Origin of the sequence: Sphingomonas sp. (genome assembly GCF_042091075.1) — a bacterium.
Classification (GTDB): domain Bacteria; phylum Pseudomonadota; class Alphaproteobacteria; order Sphingomonadales; family Sphingomonadaceae; genus Sphingomonas.
Genome location: NZ_JBELIE010000050.1, coordinates 1 through 20232 on the forward strand (window position 1 = coordinate 1; position 20232 = coordinate 20232).

Annotated in this window: 21 protein-coding genes and 1 tRNA gene; 15 read left to right on the forward strand and 7 right to left on the reverse strand. The window is 66.8% G+C overall.

Annotated features, from left to right (window positions below; genetic code table 11):
* From ACFDSW_RS07010 to ACFDSW_RS07045, 8 genes are all read left to right on the forward strand, one after another.
* Window positions 1–364: aldehyde dehydrogenase family protein (locus tag ACFDSW_RS07010; protein WP_375249565.1), on the forward strand; the 364-nt coding region annotated here is incomplete at its 5' end.
* Window positions 365–392: 28 nt separating this feature from the next.
* The gene (locus ACFDSW_RS07015; protein WP_375249566.1) at window positions 393–1328 is read left to right on the forward strand and encodes a DUF808 domain-containing protein; all 936 of its coding nucleotides are present in this window, start codon (window positions 393–395) and stop codon (window positions 1326–1328) included.
* Window positions 1329–1473: 145 nt separating this feature from the next.
* Window positions 1474–2262, forward strand: coding sequence for a uroporphyrinogen-III C-methyltransferase (gene cobA, locus ACFDSW_RS07020; protein WP_375249567.1), 789 nt, complete (start codon window positions 1474–1476; stop codon window positions 2260–2262).
* A complete protein-coding gene (locus tag ACFDSW_RS07025; protein WP_375249568.1) occupies window positions 2259–2555 on the forward strand; it encodes a DUF2849 domain-containing protein in 297 nt (98 codons plus the stop codon). The genes cobA and ACFDSW_RS07025 overlap by 4 nt, the downstream gene beginning before the upstream one ends.
* Window positions 2555–4186: a nitrite/sulfite reductase gene (locus ACFDSW_RS07030; RefSeq protein ID WP_375249569.1), complete on the forward strand. Its 1632-nt coding sequence runs from the start codon at window positions 2555–2557 to the stop codon at window positions 4184–4186. The genes ACFDSW_RS07025 and ACFDSW_RS07030 overlap by 1 nt, the downstream gene beginning before the upstream one ends.
* Window positions 4179–4628 (forward strand): DUF934 domain-containing protein, encoded by a 450-nt coding sequence (locus tag ACFDSW_RS07035; RefSeq protein ID WP_375249570.1) that lies wholly within the window; start codon window positions 4179–4181, stop codon window positions 4626–4628. Before ACFDSW_RS07030 ends, ACFDSW_RS07035 begins: the two co-directional genes overlap by 8 nt.
* Window positions 4621–5379: a phosphoadenylyl-sulfate reductase gene (locus tag ACFDSW_RS07040; protein ID WP_375249571.1), complete on the forward strand. Its 759-nt coding sequence runs from the start codon at window positions 4621–4623 to the stop codon at window positions 5377–5379. Before ACFDSW_RS07035 ends, ACFDSW_RS07040 begins: the two co-directional genes overlap by 8 nt.
* A 129-nt stretch (window positions 5380–5508) precedes the next feature.
* On the forward strand, window positions 5509–6975 hold the full coding sequence (locus tag ACFDSW_RS07045) for a DUF4403 family protein (protein ID WP_375249572.1): 1467 nt from the start codon (window positions 5509–5511) through the stop codon (window positions 6973–6975).
* A 12-nt stretch (window positions 6976–6987) separates the two neighbouring features.
* Here the strand turns inward: ACFDSW_RS07045 and ACFDSW_RS07050 are convergent, their stop codons facing one another.
* The gene (locus ACFDSW_RS07050; RefSeq protein ID WP_375249573.1) at window positions 6988–8475 is read right to left on the reverse strand and encodes a replicative DNA helicase; all 1488 of its coding nucleotides are present in this window, start codon (window positions 8473–8475) and stop codon (window positions 6988–6990) included.
* Window positions 8476–8579: 104 nt separating this feature from the next.
* On the opposite strand from ACFDSW_RS07050, the gene ACFDSW_RS07055 reads away from it, so the two are divergent.
* From ACFDSW_RS07055 to ACFDSW_RS07065, 3 genes are read left to right on the forward strand one after another with little or no spacing between them, the layout of a single operon-like run.
* Window positions 8580–9062 (forward strand): UPF0262 family protein, encoded by a 483-nt coding sequence (locus ACFDSW_RS07055; protein ID WP_375249574.1) that lies wholly within the window; start codon window positions 8580–8582, stop codon window positions 9060–9062.
* 10 nt (window positions 9063–9072) lie between these two features.
* Window positions 9073–9747 (forward strand): glycoside hydrolase family 25 protein, encoded by a 675-nt coding sequence (locus ACFDSW_RS07060; RefSeq protein WP_375249575.1) that lies wholly within the window; start codon window positions 9073–9075, stop codon window positions 9745–9747.
* Entirely contained in the window at window positions 9744–10190 is a 447-nt protein-coding gene (locus tag ACFDSW_RS07065) for a cytidine deaminase (protein ID WP_375249576.1), read from the forward strand. Before ACFDSW_RS07060 ends, ACFDSW_RS07065 begins: the two co-directional genes overlap by 4 nt.
* 26 nt (window positions 10191–10216) lie before the next feature.
* Here the strand turns inward: ACFDSW_RS07065 and ACFDSW_RS07070 are convergent, their stop codons facing one another.
* From ACFDSW_RS07070 to dksA, 4 genes are all read right to left on the reverse strand, one after another.
* Window positions 10217–10993 carry an SDR family oxidoreductase gene (locus tag ACFDSW_RS07070; RefSeq protein WP_375249577.1) on the reverse strand — a complete coding sequence of 259 codons (777 nt, stop codon included), beginning with the start codon at window positions 10991–10993 and terminating at the stop codon, window positions 10217–10219.
* Window positions 10994–11083: 90 nt separating this feature from the next.
* Window positions 11084–11167 (reverse strand) — tRNA-Leu (locus ACFDSW_RS07075).
* An 85-nt stretch (window positions 11168–11252) separates the two neighbouring features.
* Entirely contained in the window at window positions 11253–11585 is a 333-nt protein-coding gene (locus ACFDSW_RS07080) for a PilZ domain-containing protein (protein WP_375249584.1), read from the reverse strand.
* Window positions 11586–11666: 81 nt separating this feature from the next.
* Entirely contained in the window at window positions 11667–12032 is a 366-nt protein-coding gene (gene dksA / locus ACFDSW_RS07085) for an RNA polymerase-binding protein DksA (protein ID WP_375249585.1), read from the reverse strand.
* A gap of 505 nt (window positions 12033–12537) precedes the next feature.
* Between dksA and ACFDSW_RS07090 the strand changes: the two genes are divergently transcribed.
* On the forward strand, window positions 12538–13569 hold the full coding sequence (locus ACFDSW_RS07090; protein WP_375249578.1) for a hypothetical protein: 1032 nt from the start codon (window positions 12538–12540) through the stop codon (window positions 13567–13569).
* Between the two features lie 51 nt (window positions 13570–13620).
* Here the strand turns inward: ACFDSW_RS07090 and ACFDSW_RS07095 are convergent, their stop codons facing one another.
* Window positions 13621–14052, reverse strand: coding sequence for a host attachment family protein (locus ACFDSW_RS07095; protein WP_375249579.1), 432 nt, complete (start codon window positions 14050–14052; stop codon window positions 13621–13623).
* A gap of 108 nt (window positions 14053–14160) precedes the next feature.
* Between ACFDSW_RS07095 and serS the strand changes: the two genes are divergently transcribed.
* From serS to tyrS, 3 genes are all read left to right on the forward strand, one after another.
* Window positions 14161–15438, forward strand: coding sequence for a serine--tRNA ligase (gene serS / locus ACFDSW_RS07100; RefSeq protein ID WP_375249580.1), 1278 nt, complete (start codon window positions 14161–14163; stop codon window positions 15436–15438).
* A 208-nt stretch (window positions 15439–15646) separates the two neighbouring features.
* A complete protein-coding gene (locus tag ACFDSW_RS07105) occupies window positions 15647–16708 on the forward strand; it encodes a peptidoglycan DD-metalloendopeptidase family protein (protein ID WP_375249581.1) in 1062 nt (353 codons plus the stop codon).
* A 24-nt stretch (window positions 16709–16732) separates the two neighbouring features.
* Complete coding sequence (gene tyrS / locus ACFDSW_RS07110) at window positions 16733–17959, forward strand: tyrosine--tRNA ligase (RefSeq protein ID WP_375249582.1); 1227 nt, start codon at window positions 16733–16735, stop codon at window positions 17957–17959.
* 124 nt (window positions 17960–18083) lie between these two features.
* Here the strand turns inward: tyrS and recG are convergent, their stop codons facing one another.
* Entirely contained in the window at window positions 18084–20138 is a 2055-nt protein-coding gene (recG, locus tag ACFDSW_RS07115; RefSeq protein ID WP_375249583.1) for an ATP-dependent DNA helicase RecG, read from the reverse strand.
* Window positions 20139–20232 lie beyond the last annotated feature (94 nt).

The following is a 20232-nucleotide window of genomic DNA, read 5'->3' on the forward strand; positions in this document are numbered from 1 at the left end:
TACCGACATCACCGACCGCCCCGATATCGAATTGTTCGGCCCGCTGCTGCAGGTGATCCGCACCGATGATTTCGGCGCCGCGATCGCGGAGGCGAACAACACCCGTTACGGGCTGTCGGCCTCGCTGATCACGCAGACCCCGGCCCTGTTCGACCGTTTCTGGGCGAGCGTCCGCGCCGGCATCATCAATTGGAACAAGCCGACCAATGGCGCGTCCTCTTCCGCGCCGTTCGGCGGCGTGGGTTGGTCGGGCAATCATCGCCCCGGCGCCTATTACGCGGCGGACTATTGCGCCTATCCCGTCGTATCGAGCGAGGCGGAGGCAGCGCGCGCGGCGATCGGAGTCGGATTGGCCGACGGCTGATCGCCATCACGTTAACAGGGGAAGAAACATGCCATCGGGCCTGGTCGCACTGCTCGACGATATCGCCGGGCTGACCCGGTTGGCCGCCGCATCGCTCGACGATGTCGGCGCCGCCGCCGGCAAGGCCGGAGTGAAGGCGGCGGGGGTCGTCGTCGATGATACCGCGGTGACGCCCCGCTATGTCGTTGGCCTGTCGCCACAACGCGAACTGCCGATCATCGGCAAGATCGCGATGGGATCGCTGCGCAACAAATTGCTGTTCCTGCTGCCGGCCGCGCTGATCCTCAGCGCGCTGATGCCCTGGGCGATCACCCCGCTGCTGATGATCGGCGGGGCGTATCTGTGCTTCGAGGGTGCGGAGAAGGTGATCGAGGCGGCATCCGGGATTCCGGCGGCGGAGGTCGCTGAGGAGATGATCGATCCTCTCGCGCTGGAGGCGCAGAAGGTGGCAGGGGCGATCCGCACCGACTTCATCCTGTCGGCGGAGATCATGGCGATCGCGCTGGCAGAGGTCGCAGGCTCGCCGTTGCTGACGCGCGGGGTGGTGCTCGCGATCGTCGCGGTCGCGATCACCGCGGGCGTCTATGGCGCGGTGGCGGTGATCGTGAAGGCCGATGACGTAGGCCTCCACCTCGCACGCCGTGGCACGGGCGCACTGGCGGCGATCGGGCGCGCCATGGTGAAGGGCGTGCCGGTGCTGATGCGCTGGCTGGCGGTGATCGGCACCGCCGCGATGATCTGGGTCGGTGGCGGCATCCTGCTGCACGGCGCGGAGGAACTCGGCTTCGCGGGACCAGCGCATCTCCTGTACCATCTCGCGGAGCGTGCCGGGCATGCCGTGCCCGCGCTGCAAGGCGCGATATCGTGGATCGTCACCGCGATCGGATCGGGCATCGTCGGCCTGATCGTCGGCAGCCCGATCGCGCTGGTGATGCATCGTGTGCATGCTGCCCGCGGACATTGAGGAGCGAGCGGCCGCTGGCAATGGCGATGGCAATGGCGGCGCATGGACGCCATGATAACGCTGACCTACGCCAAACATCTGCTACGCGCGCGCCAAGCATCGCTGATTTGCGCATGTCGCGTCGCGCGCCCATTTCCCTGACGTTATGGCGACCCTTCTCGATCCCGATGCGCGCGGGCGCGTCATCCTTGTCGGTGCCGGCCCGGGCGATCCCGGCCTGCTCACCGTTCGCGCCGTCGAGGCGCTGAAACAAGCCGATGTCGTCGTGCACGACGGTCTGATCGATCCCCGCGTCCTGGATATCACGCCCGCGACCGCGCAACGTATCTCGGTGGCGAAGCGCCGCGCCCGTCACACGCTGCCGCAGGAAGCGATCAACGCGCTGATCGTCGCGCATGTGCTGGCGGGCAGCGTCGTCGTGCGGCTGAAGGGCGGCGATCCGTTCATCTTCGGGCGGGGCGGCGAAGAGGTGGAGGCGGTGCGTGCCGCCGGGCTCGCGGTGGAGGTGGTGCCGGGCGTGTCGGCCGCACTCGGCTGTGCGGCGGAGGCGATGCTGCCGCTTACCCATCGTGACCATTCCTCCGCAGTCAGCTTCGTCGCTGGCCAATGCAAGGGCCTGTCGGAACAGGATTGGTCCGGCCTCGCCGGGCAGGGCCGCACGCTGGTGATCTATATGGGGGTCGCGACCGCTGAACAGATCGCCGACAAGCTGATGGCGGACGGCGTGGCGCCCGACATGCCGGTCGCGGTACTGGAAAAGGGCACGTTGCCGGGGCATCGTGCGTTGCGCACGCTGCTGGCCGATCTCGGCGCGATGGTGTTGCGCGAACAGGTGGCCAGCCCGGCGATCATCGTCGTGGGCGAGGTGGTGGAACTGTCGGACGCCGAGGACAAGCTGGCGGCCTATGCGAAAGTGGCGGAGAATATGTCGTGAAGCTGATTACCGGGAACGATCTGGCGACCGGCGACGTGGTGTGGTGGACCGGCGATGACTGGTCGCGCCACGTCGAGGACGCAAAGGATGCCGGTGAGCAGGCCGAGGCGATCGCCCGCGAGCAGGAAGCGGCGCGGCGCGTCAACGTTCCCTATGTGATCGAGGCGACGGCGACCGCCGAAGGCCCGCGTCCGGCGCATATCAAGGATCGTATCCGCGCGCTCGGCCCGACCGTCCGTCCCGACCTGACACTGAAGCCGGCCGACCCCACCGCCGGAAGCTGGGTGATCTGATGTACAAATATGACGAATATGATCAGGCGGTCGTCGATGCGCGCGTCGATGAATTTCGCGCTCAGGTGCGGCGGCGTCTGGCCGGCGAGATCACCGAGGATCAGTTCAAGCCGCTGCGGCTGATGAACGGCCTGTACCTGCAGTTGCACGCCTATATGCTGCGCGTCGCGGTGCCCTATGGCACGCTCGACAGCCGGCAGATGCGGATGCTCGCGCATATCGCCCGCACCTATGATCGCGGATACGGCCATTTCACCACGCGGCAGAATATCCAGTATAACTGGATCAAGCTGGAGGACGCGCCCGACATTCTCGCCGAGCTGGCGACGGTGGAGATGCATGCGATCCAGACCAGCGGCAATTGCATCCGCAATATCAGCTCTGATCAGTTCGCGGGCGCGGCGGCGGACGAGGTGGCGGATCCCCGCCCCTGGGCCGAGCTGTTGCGGCAGTGGAGCACGTTCCACCCCGAGTTCAGCTACCTGCCGCGCAAGTTCAAGATCGCGGTGATTGCCGCGGACGAGGATCGCGCGGCGATGCGGCTGCATGATATCGGCATCCAGTTGCTCCGCCGTGACGGGGTGCTGGGGGCGAAGATCTTCGTCGGCGGCGGCATGGGGCGGACCCCGATGATCGCCCCGGAGATCAAGGATTTCATCACCGCTGACGACCTGATGAGCTATTTGGAGGCGTGCCTGCGCGTCTACAATCGCTACGGGCGGCGCGACAATATCTACAAGGCGCGGATCAAGATCCTGATCCATGAGCTGGGCGCGGACGAATATCGCCGTCAGGTGGAGGAGGAATTCGCGCAGGTGAAGCAGCTGGGGATCGATCCCCCGGCCGCCGAGCTGGAGCGGATCAGCGCGATGTTCGCGTCCCCGCCGTTCGACCCGGCCGCCGACGATGAGGTGGATCGCAGTGACCCGGATTTCGCGGTGTGGCTCGATCAGAACGTGCGCCAGCACAAGCAGCGCGGCTATGCGATCGTGAATATCTCGCTCAAGCCGGTTGGCGGGATTCCGGGCGACGCCTCGGCCGAGCAGATTGACGTGATGGCCGACTTGGCGGAGCGGTTCAGCGCCAACGAGCTGCGTGTCACCCACGCCCAGAATATCGTCCTGCCGCATGTCCGCATCGCCGATCTCAAGTTAATATGGGATCAACTGGTGGAGGCGCGGCTGGCCGAGGCCAATCTCGACCTGATCAGCGATATCATCGCCTGCCCCGGTCTCGATTATTGCAGCCTTGCCAATGCGCGCTCGATCCCGGTCGCGCAGAAGATCGCGCAGCGCTTCGCCGATCCGGCGCGGCAACGTGATCTGGGCGAATTGAAGCTGAAAATTTCGGGCTGCATCAACGCCTGCGGCCACCATCATGCCGGCCATATCGGCATTCTGGGCGTGGACCGGAAAGGCACCGAAAATTATCAGCTGCTGCTCGGCGGGTCGGGTGCGGAGGATGTCAGCCTCGGCAAGATCACCGGCCCCGGCTTCGACGAGGATGGCGTGGTCGATGCGATCGAGCGGGTCACCGACACCTATATCGCGGTGCGGCAGAAGGGCGAGCGTTTCGTCGACACCTATCGCCGCGTCGGCATGGAACCGTTCAAGGAGGCGATCTATGGTTGATGACATCGCCCATCTTCGCTTCCGCGAGGACAGCCCGCACGAGGAACCGGCGGTAACGCTCGACTCCTTCCTCGCCGATCAGGCCAATGCCACCGCGGTGCGGATCGAGCCCGGCGACGATGCCCGATTGCTCGCGCCCTATATCGAGCGGCTGGCGCTCGTCGAAGTGTCGTTTCCGACATTCCGTGACGGGCGTGGTTATTCGGTCGCGCGGATCCTGCGCGAAGCAGGTTATCGCGGGGAATTGCGCGCGCAGGGCGACGTGCTCGTCGACCAGGTGCCATTGATGCGGCGCTGCGGATTCGACAGCTTTGCGCCGACCGCCGCGATCGATCCCGAGGTCCTGCGTCGTTCGCTCGATCGCTACGACTATCACTATCAGAAAGCGGCTGATTCCCTTGATGGGGGTGTTCAGCCAATATGGAAATTGCGCCATGGGTGAAGCTGCCCGTCAACTCGATACGATCGATGTCCGCCCCGTGTTCACCGCCGAGGATGCGGCGACGATGGAGGCGCGTTATGCCGGCGTGCCGACGCAGGAGATGCTGCACGACGTGCTGACCGGCGAGCTGCGCGGTCGCATCGCGGCGGTTTCCTCGTTCGGCGCGGAATCGGCAGTGCTGCTGCACATGATCGCGGCGGTCGATCGCGACGTGCCGGTGATCTTCACGAACACGCAGAAGATGTTCGGCGAGACCCTCGCCTATCGCGACGAATTGTCGGAGCGACTGGGCTTCACCGATCTGCGCGTCTTCCGCCCCGATCCGCGACTGTTGCGCCTGAAGGACGACAAGGGATTGCGCTGGTCCTACGATCCCGACGGCTGTTGCGACCTGCGCAAGGTGGAGCCGCTGCGGCGTGCGCTGCTGCCGTTCGACGCGTGGATTTCCGGCCGAAAGGGCTTTCAGGCATCGACCCGGCAAGCGCTGCCGCGGTTCGAGTCGGATGAAGGCCGGCTGAAACTGAATCCGCTCGCGGACTGGGACAAGGATCGGCTCAACGCCTATTTCGAGGCGCACGAACTGCCGCGCCATCCGCTCGAGGCGCAGGGCTATCTGTCGATCGGCTGCGCGCCGTGCACGTCGAAGGTGCGCCCCGGCGAAGATCCGCGTGCCGGCCGCTGGCGTGGATGGGACAAGGTGGAGTGCGGCATCCACTTGCCGGAGAAACCGGGCGAAGAGCCTGTCTTCTAAAGCAGATCGACCGTCAGGCGGGCATGGCGCATATCCTTTCCGGCACGGGGCGCCGGAAAAAGCAGGGCGTTGATCAGCGTGGATCTAAATCGGCCGTTACGGATTGGAAACCATTGAAGTCGATGGCCGATGGAGATCCGATTGCGGCGCGCCGCCCTGCTTTTGCTGCCGCTGTCGTGGCTGTCCGCATGCCATCGCCCGGTCGGTAACCCCGCCCCGCCCCGCATCGAAACGCCCCTCGGTCAACTGCCCGGGCAGAGTTCCTCCATCACGGTGCCGATCGTCGCGCCGTTGTCGCAGCTCGAGCGCGGGCTCGACAAGCAGACGCCCCGCACCTTGTGGTCGATCGACGAGCGGCGTGAAAAATGTGTTCCGGGGCAGCGCGTCGCCAGGGTGAAGGTGACCCCGGATCTGTCGTGCCGCATTACCGGCACGGTCACGCGCGGCGCGATCGATATCGCCGGAGAGGGCGAGCGCCTCGTCATCACCATGCCGGTGACTGCGCGGATCAGCGTCAGCGATATCGCCGGCGTATTGCACGAAACCGCCACGGGCAGCGCGACGGTGCGCGCAACCGGAAAGCTGGGGATCGTCGACAACTGGCGCCCGACCGCGACGCTGGATCTCCGGTACCGCTGGCGGCAGGAGCCGGGGATCGACATTGCGGGGCAGCGCATCACTTTCACCAGCCGCGCCGACGAGAAACTCGCCCCGGTGATGGCGAAGCTGGAACGCGACCTGCCCGGCGAACTCGCCAAGCTGGACGTACGGCGCCAGCTCGATCGGATCTGGCGACAGGCGTTCACGGTGATCGAACTGAGCAAGCACCGTCCGCCCGCTTGGATGCGCATCACTCCGCGGTCGCTCGGCTTCGGCGGCTATCGTGTCGAGGGGCGGCACTTACGCATGACGCTGTCGGCCGAGGCGTTGACCGAGACGTTCGTCGGCGATCGCCCCGCTGATCCCACCCCCACCGCCCTTCCCCCGCCCGCCCACGTCACTGGACGACCGGGGCTGCGTTTCTTTGTGCCGGTGCTGGCGGATTATCGCGAACTGGAGCCCGTGGTGCAGCGCACGCTGCGCAAGCTGGCGGCGCGGGGCATCTCGATCACCGGGGTCGGGCCGGTCGACGTGAGGTTCGGAGACGTGACCGTCTATGCGACCACCGGGGGAAGGCTGGCGATCGGCGTCAAGGCGAGCGTCCGTGCACGGGAAGGCGGCGCCAGCGCGACGGGCGAGGCGTGGCTGTCCGCGTTGCCCTATAATGATCCCGGTTCCCAATATGTCCGCGCCCGCAATATCCAGCTGGCCACCCGCACCGATTCGCGAGCGGTCGATCTGCTGATCCGCTTGCTCGACACCACGCAGGTGCAGGAAGCAGTCGCGCTGGCGCTGCAGCACGACTTCGGGCCCGACTATCGGAAGGTGATCGACAAGGCGCATCGCGCGATCGGCCACCGCCGCGAAGGCGACTTCATCCTGTCCACCACCATTACCAACGTGGTGAACGGGCATTTGCGGGTGACCGGCGCGGGGCTGTTCCTGCCGGTGCGCGCCGAGGGCGATGCGCGGATCGACTATCGCCCGCGCGGATGAGCAGCGTTTGGCTCAATATCCCGCATAATCGCTGAACCGCGTGATCGTCGGATCGAATTTCAGCACCACCTTGCCGGTCGCGCCGTGACGCTGCTTGGCGACGATCAGTTCGGCGAGACCATAGACGCGCTCCATGTCCGCCGCCCAGCGCGCATGCTCCTCGAACACCTTGGCGTCGTCGCCCTCCATCGGGCGCTTGGGTTCGCGTTGCGCGGTATAATAATCCTCGCGAAAGACGAACCAGACCATGTCGGCGTCCTGCTCGATCGAACCGGATTCACGCAGATCGGAAAGCATCGGCCGCTTGTCCTCGCGGCTTTCGACCGCGCGGCTGAGCTGCGAGAGCGCCAGCACCGGCACGTTCATATCCTTCGCCAGCGTCTTCAACCCGCGCGAGATCTCGGAGATTTCCTGCACGCGATTGCCGTCGCCCTTGCCCGAGCCGGTCAGCAGCTGAAGGTAATCGACCACCACCAGCCCGATCTCGTTATTGTGGCGCCGCTGCAGCCGCCGCACGCGCGTGTGCAGCGCGCCGATCGACAGGCCGCCGGTATCGTCGATGAAGAACGGCAGCGTCTCCAGCTCGGCGGCGGCGGCGGCGAGTTGCTCGAACTCGGCCTTGCTGATCTTGCCCATGCGCAGCGCCTCGGAACTGATCCGCGACTGTTCCGCCAGGATACGGGTGGCCAGCTGATCCGCGCTCATTTCCAGGCTGAAGAACGCCACCTTCGCGCCCACGGACTTGCTCGGCGGGATCCCGTCGCGCATGTCGCGCATCCAGCGCTGCGCCGCGTTGAAGGCGATATTGGTCGCCAGCGACGTCTTGCCCATGCCGGGACGCCCGGCGAGGATCATCAGGTCCGAATGGTGCATGCCGCCGATCTTGGCATTGACGGTATCCAGCCCGGTGGTCACGCCGCTGAGGTTGCCACCCCAGTTGAGCGCCTTCTCCGCCATCTTCACCGCCATCGTGCTCGCCTGGGCGAAGCTCTTGACGCTATTCTCGGTCCCACCGTCGGCGGCGACGCGGAACAATTCCTCCTCGGCCGCCTCGATCTGGGCGCGCGGGTTCACTTCCTGACTGGTATCCATCGCCCGATCGACCATCGTGTGGCCGACCGACACCAACGCGCGCAGCATGGCGAGATCGTAGATCTGCTGCGCGAACTGCCGCGCGCCGATCAGCCCGGCGCCCGACCCTGTCAGCCCGGCGAGGTACGACACCCCGCCCAGCTCGCGCATCCCCTCATCCGCCTCGAACATCGGGCGCAGCGTGACGGGCGTCGCCAGCATGTCCTGCGCGCGCAATCCCTTGATCGCGGCGAAGATGCGGCCATGCACCGGCTCGAAGAAATGGATCGGTTCCAGCCGGTCGACCAGATCGTCGGCCAGCCGATTGTCGATCATCATCGCACCCAGCATCGCCGCCTCGGCTTCGACGTTGCGCGGCAGTTGAACGGGTTCGGCCGGGGCCGCGGTGGGAAATGCCAGAGTCGCCATGGCGACCGCTATAGCCCCACCCGCCACCGCGCGGAAATCGCGATGCGGTGGATAACGGGGATGATGTGATTGTCCGTCGTCGCGTTGCGCTTTATCGGCAGTCCATGGCCGATCCGCGGATCATCGACATCGAACTGGACGAGCGCACGATCCTGTGGCGTTCGGCTGATATCGAGCAGGAGCGCCGGATCGCGATCTTCGACCTGATTGAGGGCAATCATTTCGCCCCGCAGCGGGCGCAGCCGGATCACTATGCCGGTCCCTATCGCGTCCGCTTGTCGGTGGAGGAAGGCCGGCTGGCGATCGAGATCCGGCGCGAAGACGGCTCGCCGCTGGAAACGCTGGTGCTGGGGCTGGCGCGCTTTCGTCGGCCCATCAAAGACTATTTCGCGATCTGCGACAGCTATTTTCAGGCGATCCGTCAGTCTACGCCGCAGCAGATCGAAACCGTCGATATGGCGCGGCGGGGCATCCACAACGAAGCGGCGGAGTTGTTGCGCGAGCGGCTGGAGGGGAAGATCGAGATCGATTTCGATACTGCCCGCCGCCTCTTCACGCTGATCTGCGTACTTCATATCAAGGCGTGAGACGACGATCATGTGGGGTCTGGGGCGTTTCGTACTGATCGTCGCCGCGCTGGCGCTCGCGGGAGTCGCGGCATGGCGGGTCGCGATCCGCTGGCATCCGTCGATCGAGCGCTTCCCGGTGCAGGGCATCGATGTGTCGGAGATCAACGGCATCATCGAATGGCCGGTCGTGAAGGGGGGCGGCGCCGATTTCGGTTATGCCGTCGCCACCACCGGCACCATCGCGCGGGACCGGCTGTTCCAGCAGAATTGGGAAGCGATGGCGGCAGCCGGCATGCGGCGCGGGGCGGTGCTGGTCTTCTCCTTCTGCCAGCCGGCGGCGGCGCAGGCGGATGCGTTCAATACCGTCGTGCCACGGGATCATGGCGCGCTGCCCGCGGCGATCGACTTCAGCTATGCCGAGGGATGCGTCGACCGGCCCGAGCGCGGGGCGCTGATCCGCGACGTGACCGAGATGATCCGCCGGGTCGAGTCCCACACCGGCGCGCCGGTGCTGCTGCGCGTGTCGCGCGCGGTGGAGGACGATTATCACCTGACCGACGCCTTCAAGCGCAGCCTGTGGGCGACGGGCAATTTCTTCGCGCCCGGCTATGGCGCGCGGGCGTGGCGGATGTGGCGCGCCAGCGATATGCATCACGTCGAAGGGATCGAGGGGCCGGTGAACTGGAACGTGGCGGCGAAATGAGCGAGGCGCGGGACTTGATCGATCGCGCACGCGCGGCGGCGCGGCATGCCCATGCGCCCTATTCCCGCTTCGCGGTCGGCGCGGCCGTGTTGCTGGCGGACGGCAGCGTGGTGACCGGCGCGAATGTCGAGAATGCCAGTTATGGTCTGTCGCTATGCGCGGAAACCGTCGCGATCGCGACCGTCTCCGCGCAGGGCCGGTTGCGCGACGTGGTCGCGATCGGCGTGATCGGCGGGATGATGGATGCGGCGGGGCGTGCGACCGGCAGCGATCCGGTGCGTCCGTGCGGCCGCTGCCGGCAAGTCATCAACGAAGCCGCGCAGTTGAGTGGGCGCGACGTCGCGGTTTATTGCGCGGGCGCCGAGGGTGACACGATAGCGAACTATCGTCTGTCGCAGCTGTTGCCGGATGCGTTCGGGCCGGCGGATCTGGGCATCGCCTGATCCGCCGTTCAACCACGGCCGGCTGCTCACATCGTCAGCGCATCCGCGCTGGCATCGCCGATATCGTTGCCGCCGTCGACGTTCAGGATCGTGCCGGTGATATATTTCGCCGCGGGGCTCGACAGGAACATTGCCGCCTCCGCGATATCCGCCTTGGTGCCATAATCACGCAGCGCGAGCGATCCCTTCAGCTTCGCCTCGCGTGCGGGATCGGCCAGCCGCCGCATCCCCTCCGTATCCGCGATCGGGCCGGGTGAGATCGCATTGACGCGCACCCCCGCTGGCCCCCATTCGAGCGCGAGGCATTTGGTGACCATATTGACCCCCGCCTTGGCGGCGCAGGCGTGGATCTGAAACGGCGATGGATGCACCGCCTGCCCCGCGGTGATCGCGATCAGCGAGGCGCCAGGGCGCGTGAGATGATCCCAGCTTGCGCGGAACACATTATAGGTGCCGAGCAGATCGATATCGACGACGGTCTTGAAGGCATTCGCGCTCACCTTCAGCGCGGGCGCGAGGAAATTGCCCGCCGCGCCGGAAATCAGCACGTCGATCCGCCCGTGCGCGGCGACCGCTTGCGTATAGGCCGCCTCCAGCCCGGCATAATCGCGCACGTCGCAGGCGATACCGATCGCGTTAACACCCGCGTCACGCAATTCCTGGGCGGCCGCCGCGATCTTCTCCTCGCTGCGGCTCAGGATCGTGACCCGCGCGCCCGCCGCGCCGAAGCCCTGTGCGATCGCGAAATTGATGCCACCCGATGCCCCGGCAACGAAGACGTGGCGGCCCGAAAAATCGCCCATGATCCTCTCCCATTGTCAAGGATCGGCATGACGCGACGCTCAGGGCTGCGCAAGTCGCTCGTTTTACATCGAGGTGATCAACGCTGGTGTTGGTACGGGCGGTCGGACTCGAACCGACATGGATTGCTCCGGCGGATTTTGAGTCCGCTGCGTCTACCATTCCGCCACGCCCGCGCGAAACCGGATCAGGCGCGCGCCTTTGCACGCTTCCGGGGCTGCCGTCCAGCCATTATCGGCTGATCCCATACTCGGGACGGGATCAACCCGCCGACGGCTCCATCACCGCCTGGGGATCGACCGGCTCGTCAAAGGCGATACCGGCACGCCCCTCGGTCTGCCACGCGACACGGCCCCTTACCCAGCCATGCGCGGGAAGCTCGACTTCGACCACGCTGTCGGGCGCCACCGCCTGCGGCAGTTCAGCCATCAGGCCGCCCGCCGACAGATTGCGCACGCGAACCTCGAAGCCGTCCTCGGCGCCGCTCGCGCCGACGAACCGGAGCCGGGTCACCGCGAACACCGTGCGACGACCGCCCGCAGGATCATTCGCCGGGCTTGCGCCGCTAAAGAGATGCTGGTCCACTTGTTCCATCGTCGTCACCGCAGGATCATTCCTGCCGGGGATAAGCGACGGCCGGTAAACAAAAGTTTACGAACCGCCGCTGCACGACGATCAATCGTCGCGCGATACCTTCTCGGCGCGCTCGTGACGTTCCTGCGCCTCGACCGTCATCGTCGCGATCGGACGCGCCTCCAGCCGGCCGAGGCTGATCGGCTCGCCCGTCACCTCGCAATAGCCATATTCGCCCTCGTCGATGCGGCGCAGCGCGGCCTCGATCTTGGAGATCAGCTTGCGCTGGCGATCGCGAGTGCGCAATTCCAGCGACCAGTCGGTTTCGCTGGAGGCGCGATCGGTGAGATCGGCCTCACGAAGCGAATCGACCTGTAGCTGGGAAAGCGTTCCCTGCGACTCGCGCAGAATCGCTTCCTTCCAATCCAGCAACTTACGTCGAAAATATGCCTGCTGACGCTCGTTCATAAACGGCTCGTCGGAGGTGGGACGATAGCCATCGTCCGACCGCGCCGGCGGGGCCACTACATCGCCAAACCTGTCGCTTACGTTCTTAATCGCCGTAGCCATCGACTCACTCCCCCGCCCGTGCGCCAGGATGTCGTTCAGCACCGCTGGGCGCCCCCGTTCTGCGGCGGGCCTATAGAGAGCCGGATGGCTCGCGACAAGCGAGCTATCAGGCTCCGGGCACATGGAGGCAGAGAGGGGTATATAGTGGTCAGCCTGTACAAAGGGTGAACGCCGTCCGCCCCGGCCATTTTGGACCGCACAACCGTCCCAACGCGGTACGTTAACCACATTTACGGCGGCGGGCGTCCCCATACCGGGCATTCCGCGAGCCGATCGATACCGAAGTCGCTTGCACTTAACCTTTCATTTCGCACTGTCGATGCAAGGAAGCGCGCGTCCGCGTGCAACGAACCAGCGGTTCCAATGGGGCCGACAACGAAAGAATGACGTTATGTCCGTGCGAATGGCTCTTGCGAAACTTTGCGCCTGCACCTGCGGCGGTGCGCTGGTCGGCGGCGGTGCAGTGCACGTCGCGGAGTCGGGCAAGGCACGGACGATGTTCACCAAGAAGGCGACCCGCCATGTCGTCCGCCGGCAGGTGGCGAGCGCCACCAAGCTGCGTCGCGTGGTGCGCACCACACGCTCGGGCGCCTGTGCCGCCACCACGGTGACGATCGCGACCCAGGGCGCGCCGGTTCCGGTGCCCCTGCCCCCCGCCCCGGTCTATGCCGCGGTGGATGCCGGCCCGGCCTATATCGGCGGCACGGGCGGCGGCTTCGGGGGCGGCGGCTTCTATGGCGGTGCGGGCGGCGGGTTCTTCGCCGGCGGGTTCTTCGGCGGTTCGGGGGGCGGGAGCAGCGGCAGCATCGTCGTCTCCTCGACCTCCAGCTCCAGCACCAGTGGCTCGAGTTCCACCTCGTCTTCGTCGTCGGGCAACGTGTCGAGCAGCGGCAACGTCTCCAGCAGCAGTAGCGGCAACGTTTCCAGCAGCAGCAGCGGCAACGTCTCTTCCTCGACGTCGAGCAGCGGGAACGTATCGAGCAGCAGCTCTACCGGCGGTGCGCAGGTGGGCATCGGGATCGAGAATTCGAACACCAGCAACAACAATAACAACGCCAATAACAACAATCAGAACTACAACGAAAACAACAACAGCAACAATCAAAGCCAAGGCCAGAATCAGGGGCAGAGCCAAGGACAGGAGCAGAACCAAGGCCAAAATCAGGGTCAGGGCCAAGGTCAGGGTCAGGGCCAAGGTCAAGGTCAGGGCCAAAGCTCGTCGTCTTACGGCTCCAGTTCAAACGGTTGGGGTTCGAACCACGGCTGGTCGTCCAACGGCGGCTGGTCGTCGAACGGCGGACAACCTCCATCGAGCAGCGGGGCGAGCAGCGGCGCGCCCGCGCCGGTGCCGGCCCCCCCGATGGTGTTGCTGTTCGGCGCCGCCGCCGCCGGGCTGGTCGCGCGTCGCCGCTTCGCGAAGAAGGCTGCGGCGTAATCTGAATGGCCGCCCCGGTCGGTCCCGGGGCGGCCATTCTCGCCATGCAGATCAGGCGGCGATCAGTGCCTTTTCGATGTCGGGAATCGGATGCCCCGTCAGGTCCTTGCTCAGTTCGCCCGTTAGACGCTGGCTGACTTCCTTGTGATAATGTTTGCGTAGCTCGCCCAGCGTCTTCGGCGCGGCGACCACGATCAGCGATTCGAAGTCATTTGCCAGCGCGCGGCGCTTGAGCAAGTCCGCCGCCTCGGCCGCGAAACGATCCTCCTCAAGCTGGTGGAAATCGGTTTCCTCCAGCGTGCCGCTCGTCGTCGACGATGCCGCGCCGGCGGCATCGGTTTTCTGGTCGCGATCGGCCGGATTGATCCGCTCCTCCGCGTGCTCGACCTGCAGATTGGGATAGGTTTCATCACCTTCGTTGCGCAGGAACAGCAGCTTGCGCCCGTCGACCACCATGACGACTGACTGGTGGGGGACTTGCATGGCTCGATCTCCTTGTCGTGAAACTGTCACCATCGCAACGCACCCGGCGGGGGCCGGGTTTCCTCGCGCGGGTTGCCTCGTCCGGCGCCGCTCGCCATAGCGCCCGCCATGCACGACATCCGCCTGATCCGCGACGACCCCGCCGCCTTCGACGCCGCCATGGCCAAGCGCAACGTGGCGCCATGCGCCGACGCGCTGATCGCGCTGGATCGACGCCGACGCGAACTGGCCACCGAAGCGCAGGCTGCGCAGGCGCGGCGCAACGAGGCGTCGAAGGCGATCGGCGCGGCCAAGGCACAAAAGGACGAAGCGACCGCCGCCGCCCTGATGGCCGAAGTCGCGGCGCTGAAGCAGCGCCTGCCCGAGCTGGAAGGCGAGGAAGCACGGCTGGGCGGCGAGCTGGAGGCGATGCTGGCGGCGCTGCCCAACGTGCCGGCGGCCGATGTGCCGACCGGCGCCGATGAGAACGACAATCAGCTCGTGCACGAACATGGCCGGCGCCCGGCGTTCGACTTCGACGCGCGCGAACATGACTCGATCGGCCCGCCGCTGGGGCTGGATTTCGAAACCGGCGTCGCGATCGCGGGTGCGCGCTTCACCCTGGTACGCGGCGATGCGGCGCGCCTGCAACGCGCGCTGGGACAATTCATGCTCGACCGGCTGACCCGCGAACATGGATATGAGGAAGTCGCGCCGCCGCTGCTGGTGCGCGACGAGGCCGTCTTCGGCACCGGCCAATTGCCGAAGTTCGCCGACGACCTGTTCCGCACCACCGATGGCCGGTGGCTGATCCCGACCGCCGAAGTCTCGCTGACCAATATCGTGCGCGAGCAGATCCTGTCGGATGACGTGCTGCCGTTGCGCTTCGCCGCGTTGACGCCGTGCTTCCGCTCCGAGGCCGGGGCGGCCGGTCGCGATACGCGCGGCTATATCCGCCAGCACCAGTTCGACAAGGTGGAGATGGTATCGATCGTCGCCCCCGAGGCGAGCGAAGCGGAACATGAGCGGATGACCGCCTGCGCCGAGGGCGTGCTCGATGCGCTAGGGCTGGCCTATCGCCGCATGAAATTGTGCACTGGCGACATGGGTTTCACCGCCGCGCGCACCTACGATCTGGAGGTATGGCTGCCGGGGCAGCAGCGCTATCGCGAGATTTCGAGCTGCTCGACATGCACCGATTTCCAGGCGCGCCGCATGAACGCGCGGTTCCGGCCGGAGGGCGAGAAGGCGACTCGCTTTGTCCATACGCTGAACGGCTCGGGTCTCGCGGTCGGACGCACGCTGGTGGCGGTGCTGGAGAATTATCAGCAGGCTGACGGTTCGGTCGCGGTGCCCGAGGTCCTGCAACCCTATCTGGGTGGGCTGAACCGGCTGGAACCACGGTAAGCACAAGATGCCCGTCCTGCTGGACCTGAGCCGGTCAACAACGTTAACGTCGCGAAAATGGGCTTCGGGGGGAGCGACGATGAAGCGGTGGTCGGCGCTGGCGAGCAGCAGCGCCCTGATAGCGATGACAAGCGGCTGCATTCCGCCAGGGGTGCCCGATGGTGGTTACGTGCCGCCCGCCCCCACGCGCAGCTCACGGCCGGCACCGATGGCGACAGCCCAGCCCGCGCCGCAATCCACCCCCCGCCCGCCGGCGCGTCGCGTTACAAGCGCCGCCCAAGCGCCGCGCGGCTATGTCCCGTCGACACCGCTGCCGCCGGCGCGTCCCTCCTCGATGCCGGCGAGCGCCGCTGTCAGCCAGTTGCCGGCACCGCGCCCCGCGTGGGAATTGCGCCCGGTCGAAGCCGACGCGACCGTCGTCACGGCGCAGCGCTATACCGTGGCGCCCGGCGACACGCTGGCGCGGGTGGCACAACGCACCGGCGCGGGGGCGGAGGCGATCGCGCGCGCCAACCGCCTCGATCCGCCATTCACGCTGCGCGCGGGGCAGCAACTCGATATCCCCGGTGGGCGCTATCACCTCGTCCGCCCCGGCCAGACCGGCATCGCGATCGCGCGCGCTTATGGCGTGCCATGGTCGCAGGTGGTGGCCGCCAACGATCTGGTCGAACCCTATGTGCTGCGCTCCGGCCAGCGCGTGCTGATCCCCGGTGATCCGGCGCGCGCCTCGACTGCGGCGGAGCGTGCCGCCGCCTTCACGCTGGACGTCGATTCGATCCTGACCGGGGGTGAGCCGGCCCTGGCGAACAACCAGGCCCCTGCCCGGCCGCAGCCGACCGCGCGCCGCGCGCTACCTGCGACCACACCGGTGGTGGCGCCCAGCGCCGCGCCGGGCCGCTTCATCTGGCCGGTTGGCGGAACGATCGTGCGGCGTTTCGGCGCGGGCGCGAGTGGCGAGCGCAACGACGGCATCAAGATCGCGGTCCCGCTCAACACGCCGGTCAAGGCGGTCGCGGACGGCGTGGTCGCCTATGTGGGTGACGGGATCGCCGCCCTGGGCGGGCTGGTGATCGTGCGCCACGGCGGGGGATGGACCTCGGTATACGGGCATGCCGCCAAATTGCTGGTGCGGCGGGGGCAGGCAGTGACGCGGGGAGAGACGCTGGCGCTATCCGGCGCGACCGGCTTCGCCGACCGGCCCGAACTGCATTTCGAGCTGCGGCGCGGCCGCACGCCGGTCGATCCCACGACGCAATTGCCGCGACGCTGATGCCCGTGTAACCGGCGCGGCACCATGACCGACTATCAGTCCGAGCTGCTCCGCCTGCTGTCTTCGCGCGGCTATATCCATCAGACGACCGATGCCGTCGCGCTCGATGCGCTGGCGGCGAAGCAGGTGGTGCCCGGCTATATCGGCTTCGATCCGACCGCACCGTCACTGCACGTCGGCAGCCTGGTGCAGATCATGCTGCTGCGCCGGTTGCAGCAGGCGGGGCACAAGCCGGTCGTGCTGATGGGGGGCGGCACGGGCAAGATCGGCGATCCCAGCTTCAAGGATGAGGCGCGCAAACTGTCGTCGGACGAGACGATCGCCGCCAATATCGCCGGGATCGAGCGCATTTTCACGCGCTTCCTGACCTTCGGCGATGGCCCGTCGGACGCGGTGATGGTCAACAATGCCGACTGGCTGGACTCACTCCACTATATCCCCTTCCTGCGCGAGGTCGGGCAGCATTTCAGCGTCAATCGCATGCTGTCGTTCGACTCGGTCAAGCTGCGCCTCGATCGCGAGCAATCGCTCAGCTTCCTCGAATTCAACTATATGATCCTGCAGGGCTACGACTTCCGCGAGCTGGCGCGGCGGCACGGCGTGCGACTGCAGATGGGCGGCAGCGACCAATGGGGCAATATCGTCAACGGCGTCGAACTGGCGCGCCGGATGGACGGCGCCGAGGTGTTCGGCGTCACCACCCCGCTACTGACCACCGCGGACGGGCAGAAGATGGGCAAGACCGTCGCCGGCGCGGTGTGGCTGCACGAGGACCAGCTACCGCACTTCGATTACTGGCAGTTCTGGCGCAACACCGATGACCGCGACGTAGGCCGCTTCCTGAGGCTATTCACTGACCTGCCGCTGGACGAAATCGCGCGGCTGGAGGCGCTCGACGGAGCGGAGATCAACGAGGCTAAGAAGATCCTCGCCAACGAGGCGACCGCGATGTGTCGCGGTCGCGTGGCCGCCGAGGAAGCCGCCGAGACCGCGCGCCGAACCTTCGAGGAAGGCGCGAGCGGCGCGTCGCTGCCGACGATCGACGCCGGCGGCGCGATCGCGCTGGTCGACGCCCTGGTGGCGCTCGGTTTCGCCGCATCGAAGGGCGAGGCGCGACGGCTGATCAAGGGCGGCGGCGCGCGCATCGATGGTGAAAAGGTAGCGGACGAGGCCGCAATCATCACGCTGGCCGGCGCGCCGGTCCGTGTGTCGGCGGGCAAGAAGCACCACGGCATCGTTCAGCCGGCCTGACCGACGATCCCGTCGCCCGGACGGCCCTCACCTGATGTCGCATCAGCGAAGGCCGGGGCCCTTGGCGACGTTAAGTCCGCTTTCAGGGGTGGGCGGGTTTCGTCGGGTCGACAATCCAGCCCCCTTATCCCGATCGTAGCAACGCCACTCCCGCATCGCGTTCGAACAGATACAGCGCCACCCGCGCCGCCTGCCCGCGCTCGCCCTGCAAACCGCCATCGCGGTCGATCAGCAGGCGCGCATCGTCGGTCGCGGCGGGCAGCAGTTCGTTGAGCAATTCGGGCGTGGCCAGTCGGAACACCGCCTCTCCCGACTGCCGGGTGCCGAGCAATTCGCCCGCCCCGCGCAACCGCAGATCCTCCTCCGCGATGCGAAAGCCGTCGTTGCTTTCGCGCATCAGCGCCAGCCGGGCCCGCGCGGTCTCACTCAACGCATTGCCGCGCAGCAGCAGGCACACCGACCGGCCACCGCCCCGCCCGACGCGGCCGCGCAACTGGTGCAGCTGGGCCAGGCCGAAACGGTCGGCATGTTCGATCACGATCAACGTTGCATTGGGCACGTCCACCCCGACTTCGATCACCGTCGTCGCGACCAGCACGCCCAGTTCGCCCGCTGCGAAGCGCGTCATCACCGCGTCCTTCTCCGGGCCGCGCATCCGGCCATGGACCAGCCCGACACGGTCGCCGAATCGCGCCGCCAGCGCCGCCGCCCGCACCTCGGCGGCCTGCAGGTCGCTGGTTTCCGATTCCTCCACCAGCGGGCAGACCCAATAGGCCTGCTTTCCCTCCGACAGATGGCGGCCGAGCGCGTTGACGATTTCGTCGATCCGCTCCTCGGAAACGACGCGCGTTTCGATCGGCTCGCGCCCCGGCGGCATTTCATCGAGGCGGCTTTGATCCATCTCCCCGTGCAGCGCGAGCGTCAGCGTGCGCGGGATGGGCGTGGCGGTCATCGCCAGCACGTGCGGCGGGTGGCGCCCCTTGCCCTGCAACAGCAGGCGCTGGGCAACCCCGAAGCGATGCTGTTCGTCGACCACCACCAGCCCGAGATCGTGATAGGCGACCGCCTCCTGAAAGATCGCGTGCGTCCCGACCAGGATATGGATCGCGCCGCTCGCCACCCCCATCAGCGTCGCCTCGCGGACCTTGCCCTTGTCGCGACCCGTCAGGATCGCGATTTCCACGGGCAGCCCCGCCAGCAGGCGACGCAGCGTCTCGTAATGCTGCCGCGCGAGGATTTCGGTCGGCGCCAGCATCGCGCCCTGCGCCCCGGCCTCCACCGCGATCAGCAGCGCCATCGCCGCGACCAGCGTCTTGCCCGAGCCGACATCGCCTTGCAGCAGCCGCAGCATCGGGGCGGATTGGGCCATGTCGCCCTCGATCTCCCGCACGCTGCGGGCCTGGGCGCCGGTCGGCTGGTACGGGAGCCGTAGCAGGTCGCGCAGCCGGCCGTCTCCCGCCAGCGCGCGCCCTCGCCGCCGCCGCGTGTCGGCACGCACGATCGACAGCGCAAGCTGGTTGGCGAAGATCTCGTCATAGGCGAGCCGCGCGCGCGCCGCCGCGTCGGCGGGATCGGCGTGCAGGCGCAGGATCGCATCGCGCCAGTCCGGCCAGGCGTGTCGCGCCTTGAGCGAGGGTTCGATCCACTCCGCCAGCGTCGGCGCGCGCGCCACAGCCTGCTCGACCAGCGCGCCCAGCCGTCGCGACGTCATCCCCTCGGTCAGCGGATAGATCGCTTCGCGTTCGCGCAGCGCGTCATCCTCCCCCACGATCTCGGGGTGAACGATCTGCAATTCCTGGCCATATTGTTCGAGCTTGCCCGACAGCCGCTTCGGCTCGCCGATCGGCAGCAGCTTTTTCACCCAGCCCGACGATCCGCCGAAATAGATCAGGCTGACATGATTGCCGTGCGCATCGGTCGCCTGCACCCGCGTCGGCGCGCGCGGAGAGGATGAGGTGCGATAGTCGCGGGGGGTGAGCGTGATCGCGATCGTGCGTCCGACATCCGCCTGCATCAGTTCGTCGCGCGGCAGCCGGTCGATCCAGCCCGACGGCAAATGGAACAGCAGGTCGATCACCCGCGCGATTCCGAGACGCTCGAGCGGGCGGGCCAGCGCGGGACCGACGCCCTTCAGCGCCTCCACCTCGGCGAACAGCGGATTGAGGATATCGGGTCGCATGACTATGTCCGTCCGACTATTCCGCCCCTGCCCGTCACGCCAGCGAAAGCTGGCATCTTTCCGCGACCGGGCGCATCTGCTGCAAAAGGTGCCA

Bases quoted from the DNA above. Each gene is read 5' to 3' on its own strand.
- ACFDSW_RS07055 (WP_375249574.1), top strand. From the start codon at position 8,580: ATGGCCGATCCGCGGATCATCGACATCGAACTGGACGAGCGCACGATC.
- ACFDSW_RS07070 (WP_375249577.1), bottom strand. From the start codon at position 10,993: ATGGGCGATTTTTCGGGCCGCCACGTCTTCGTTGCCGGGGCATCGGGT.
- ACFDSW_RS07035 (WP_375249570.1), top strand. From the start codon at position 4,179: ATGGTTGATGACATCGCCCATCTTCGCTTCCGCGAGGACAGCCCGCAC.
- ACFDSW_RS07060 (WP_375249575.1), top strand. From the start codon at position 9,073: ATGTGGGGTCTGGGGCGTTTCGTACTGATCGTCGCCGCGCTGGCGCTC.
- ACFDSW_RS07080 (WP_375249584.1), bottom strand. From the start codon at position 11,585: ATGGAACAAGTGGACCAGCATCTCTTTAGCGGCGCAAGCCCGGCGAAT.
- cobA (WP_375249567.1), top strand. From the start codon at position 1,474: ATGGCGACCCTTCTCGATCCCGATGCGCGCGGGCGCGTCATCCTTGTC.
- ACFDSW_RS07040 (WP_375249571.1), top strand. From the start codon at position 4,621: ATGGGTGAAGCTGCCCGTCAACTCGATACGATCGATGTCCGCCCCGTG.
- ACFDSW_RS07045 (WP_375249572.1), top strand. From the start codon at position 5,509: ATGGAGATCCGATTGCGGCGCGCCGCCCTGCTTTTGCTGCCGCTGTCG.
- ACFDSW_RS07065 (WP_375249576.1), top strand. From the start codon at position 9,744: ATGAGCGAGGCGCGGGACTTGATCGATCGCGCACGCGCGGCGGCGCGG.
- recG (WP_375249583.1), bottom strand. From the start codon at position 20,138: ATGCGACCCGATATCCTCAATCCGCTGTTCGCCGAGGTGGAGGCGCTG.
- ACFDSW_RS07090 (WP_375249578.1), top strand. From the start codon at position 12,538: ATGGCTCTTGCGAAACTTTGCGCCTGCACCTGCGGCGGTGCGCTGGTC.
- ACFDSW_RS07030 (WP_375249569.1), top strand. From the start codon at position 2,555: ATGTACAAATATGACGAATATGATCAGGCGGTCGTCGATGCGCGCGTC.
- tyrS (WP_375249582.1), top strand. From the start codon at position 16,733: ATGACCGACTATCAGTCCGAGCTGCTCCGCCTGCTGTCTTCGCGCGGC.
- dksA (WP_375249585.1), bottom strand. From the start codon at position 12,032: ATGAACGAGCGTCAGCAGGCATATTTTCGACGTAAGTTGCTGGATTGG.
- ACFDSW_RS07095 (WP_375249579.1), bottom strand. From the start codon at position 14,052: ATGCAAGTCCCCCACCAGTCAGTCGTCATGGTGGTCGACGGGCGCAAG.
- ACFDSW_RS07105 (WP_375249581.1), top strand. From the start codon at position 15,647: ATGGCGACAGCCCAGCCCGCGCCGCAATCCACCCCCCGCCCGCCGGCG.
- ACFDSW_RS07050 (WP_375249573.1), bottom strand. From the start codon at position 8,475: ATGGCGACTCTGGCATTTCCCACCGCGGCCCCGGCCGAACCCGTTCAA.
- ACFDSW_RS07015 (WP_375249566.1), top strand. From the start codon at position 393: ATGCCATCGGGCCTGGTCGCACTGCTCGACGATATCGCCGGGCTGACC.
- serS (WP_375249580.1), top strand. From the start codon at position 14,161: ATGCACGACATCCGCCTGATCCGCGACGACCCCGCCGCCTTCGACGCC.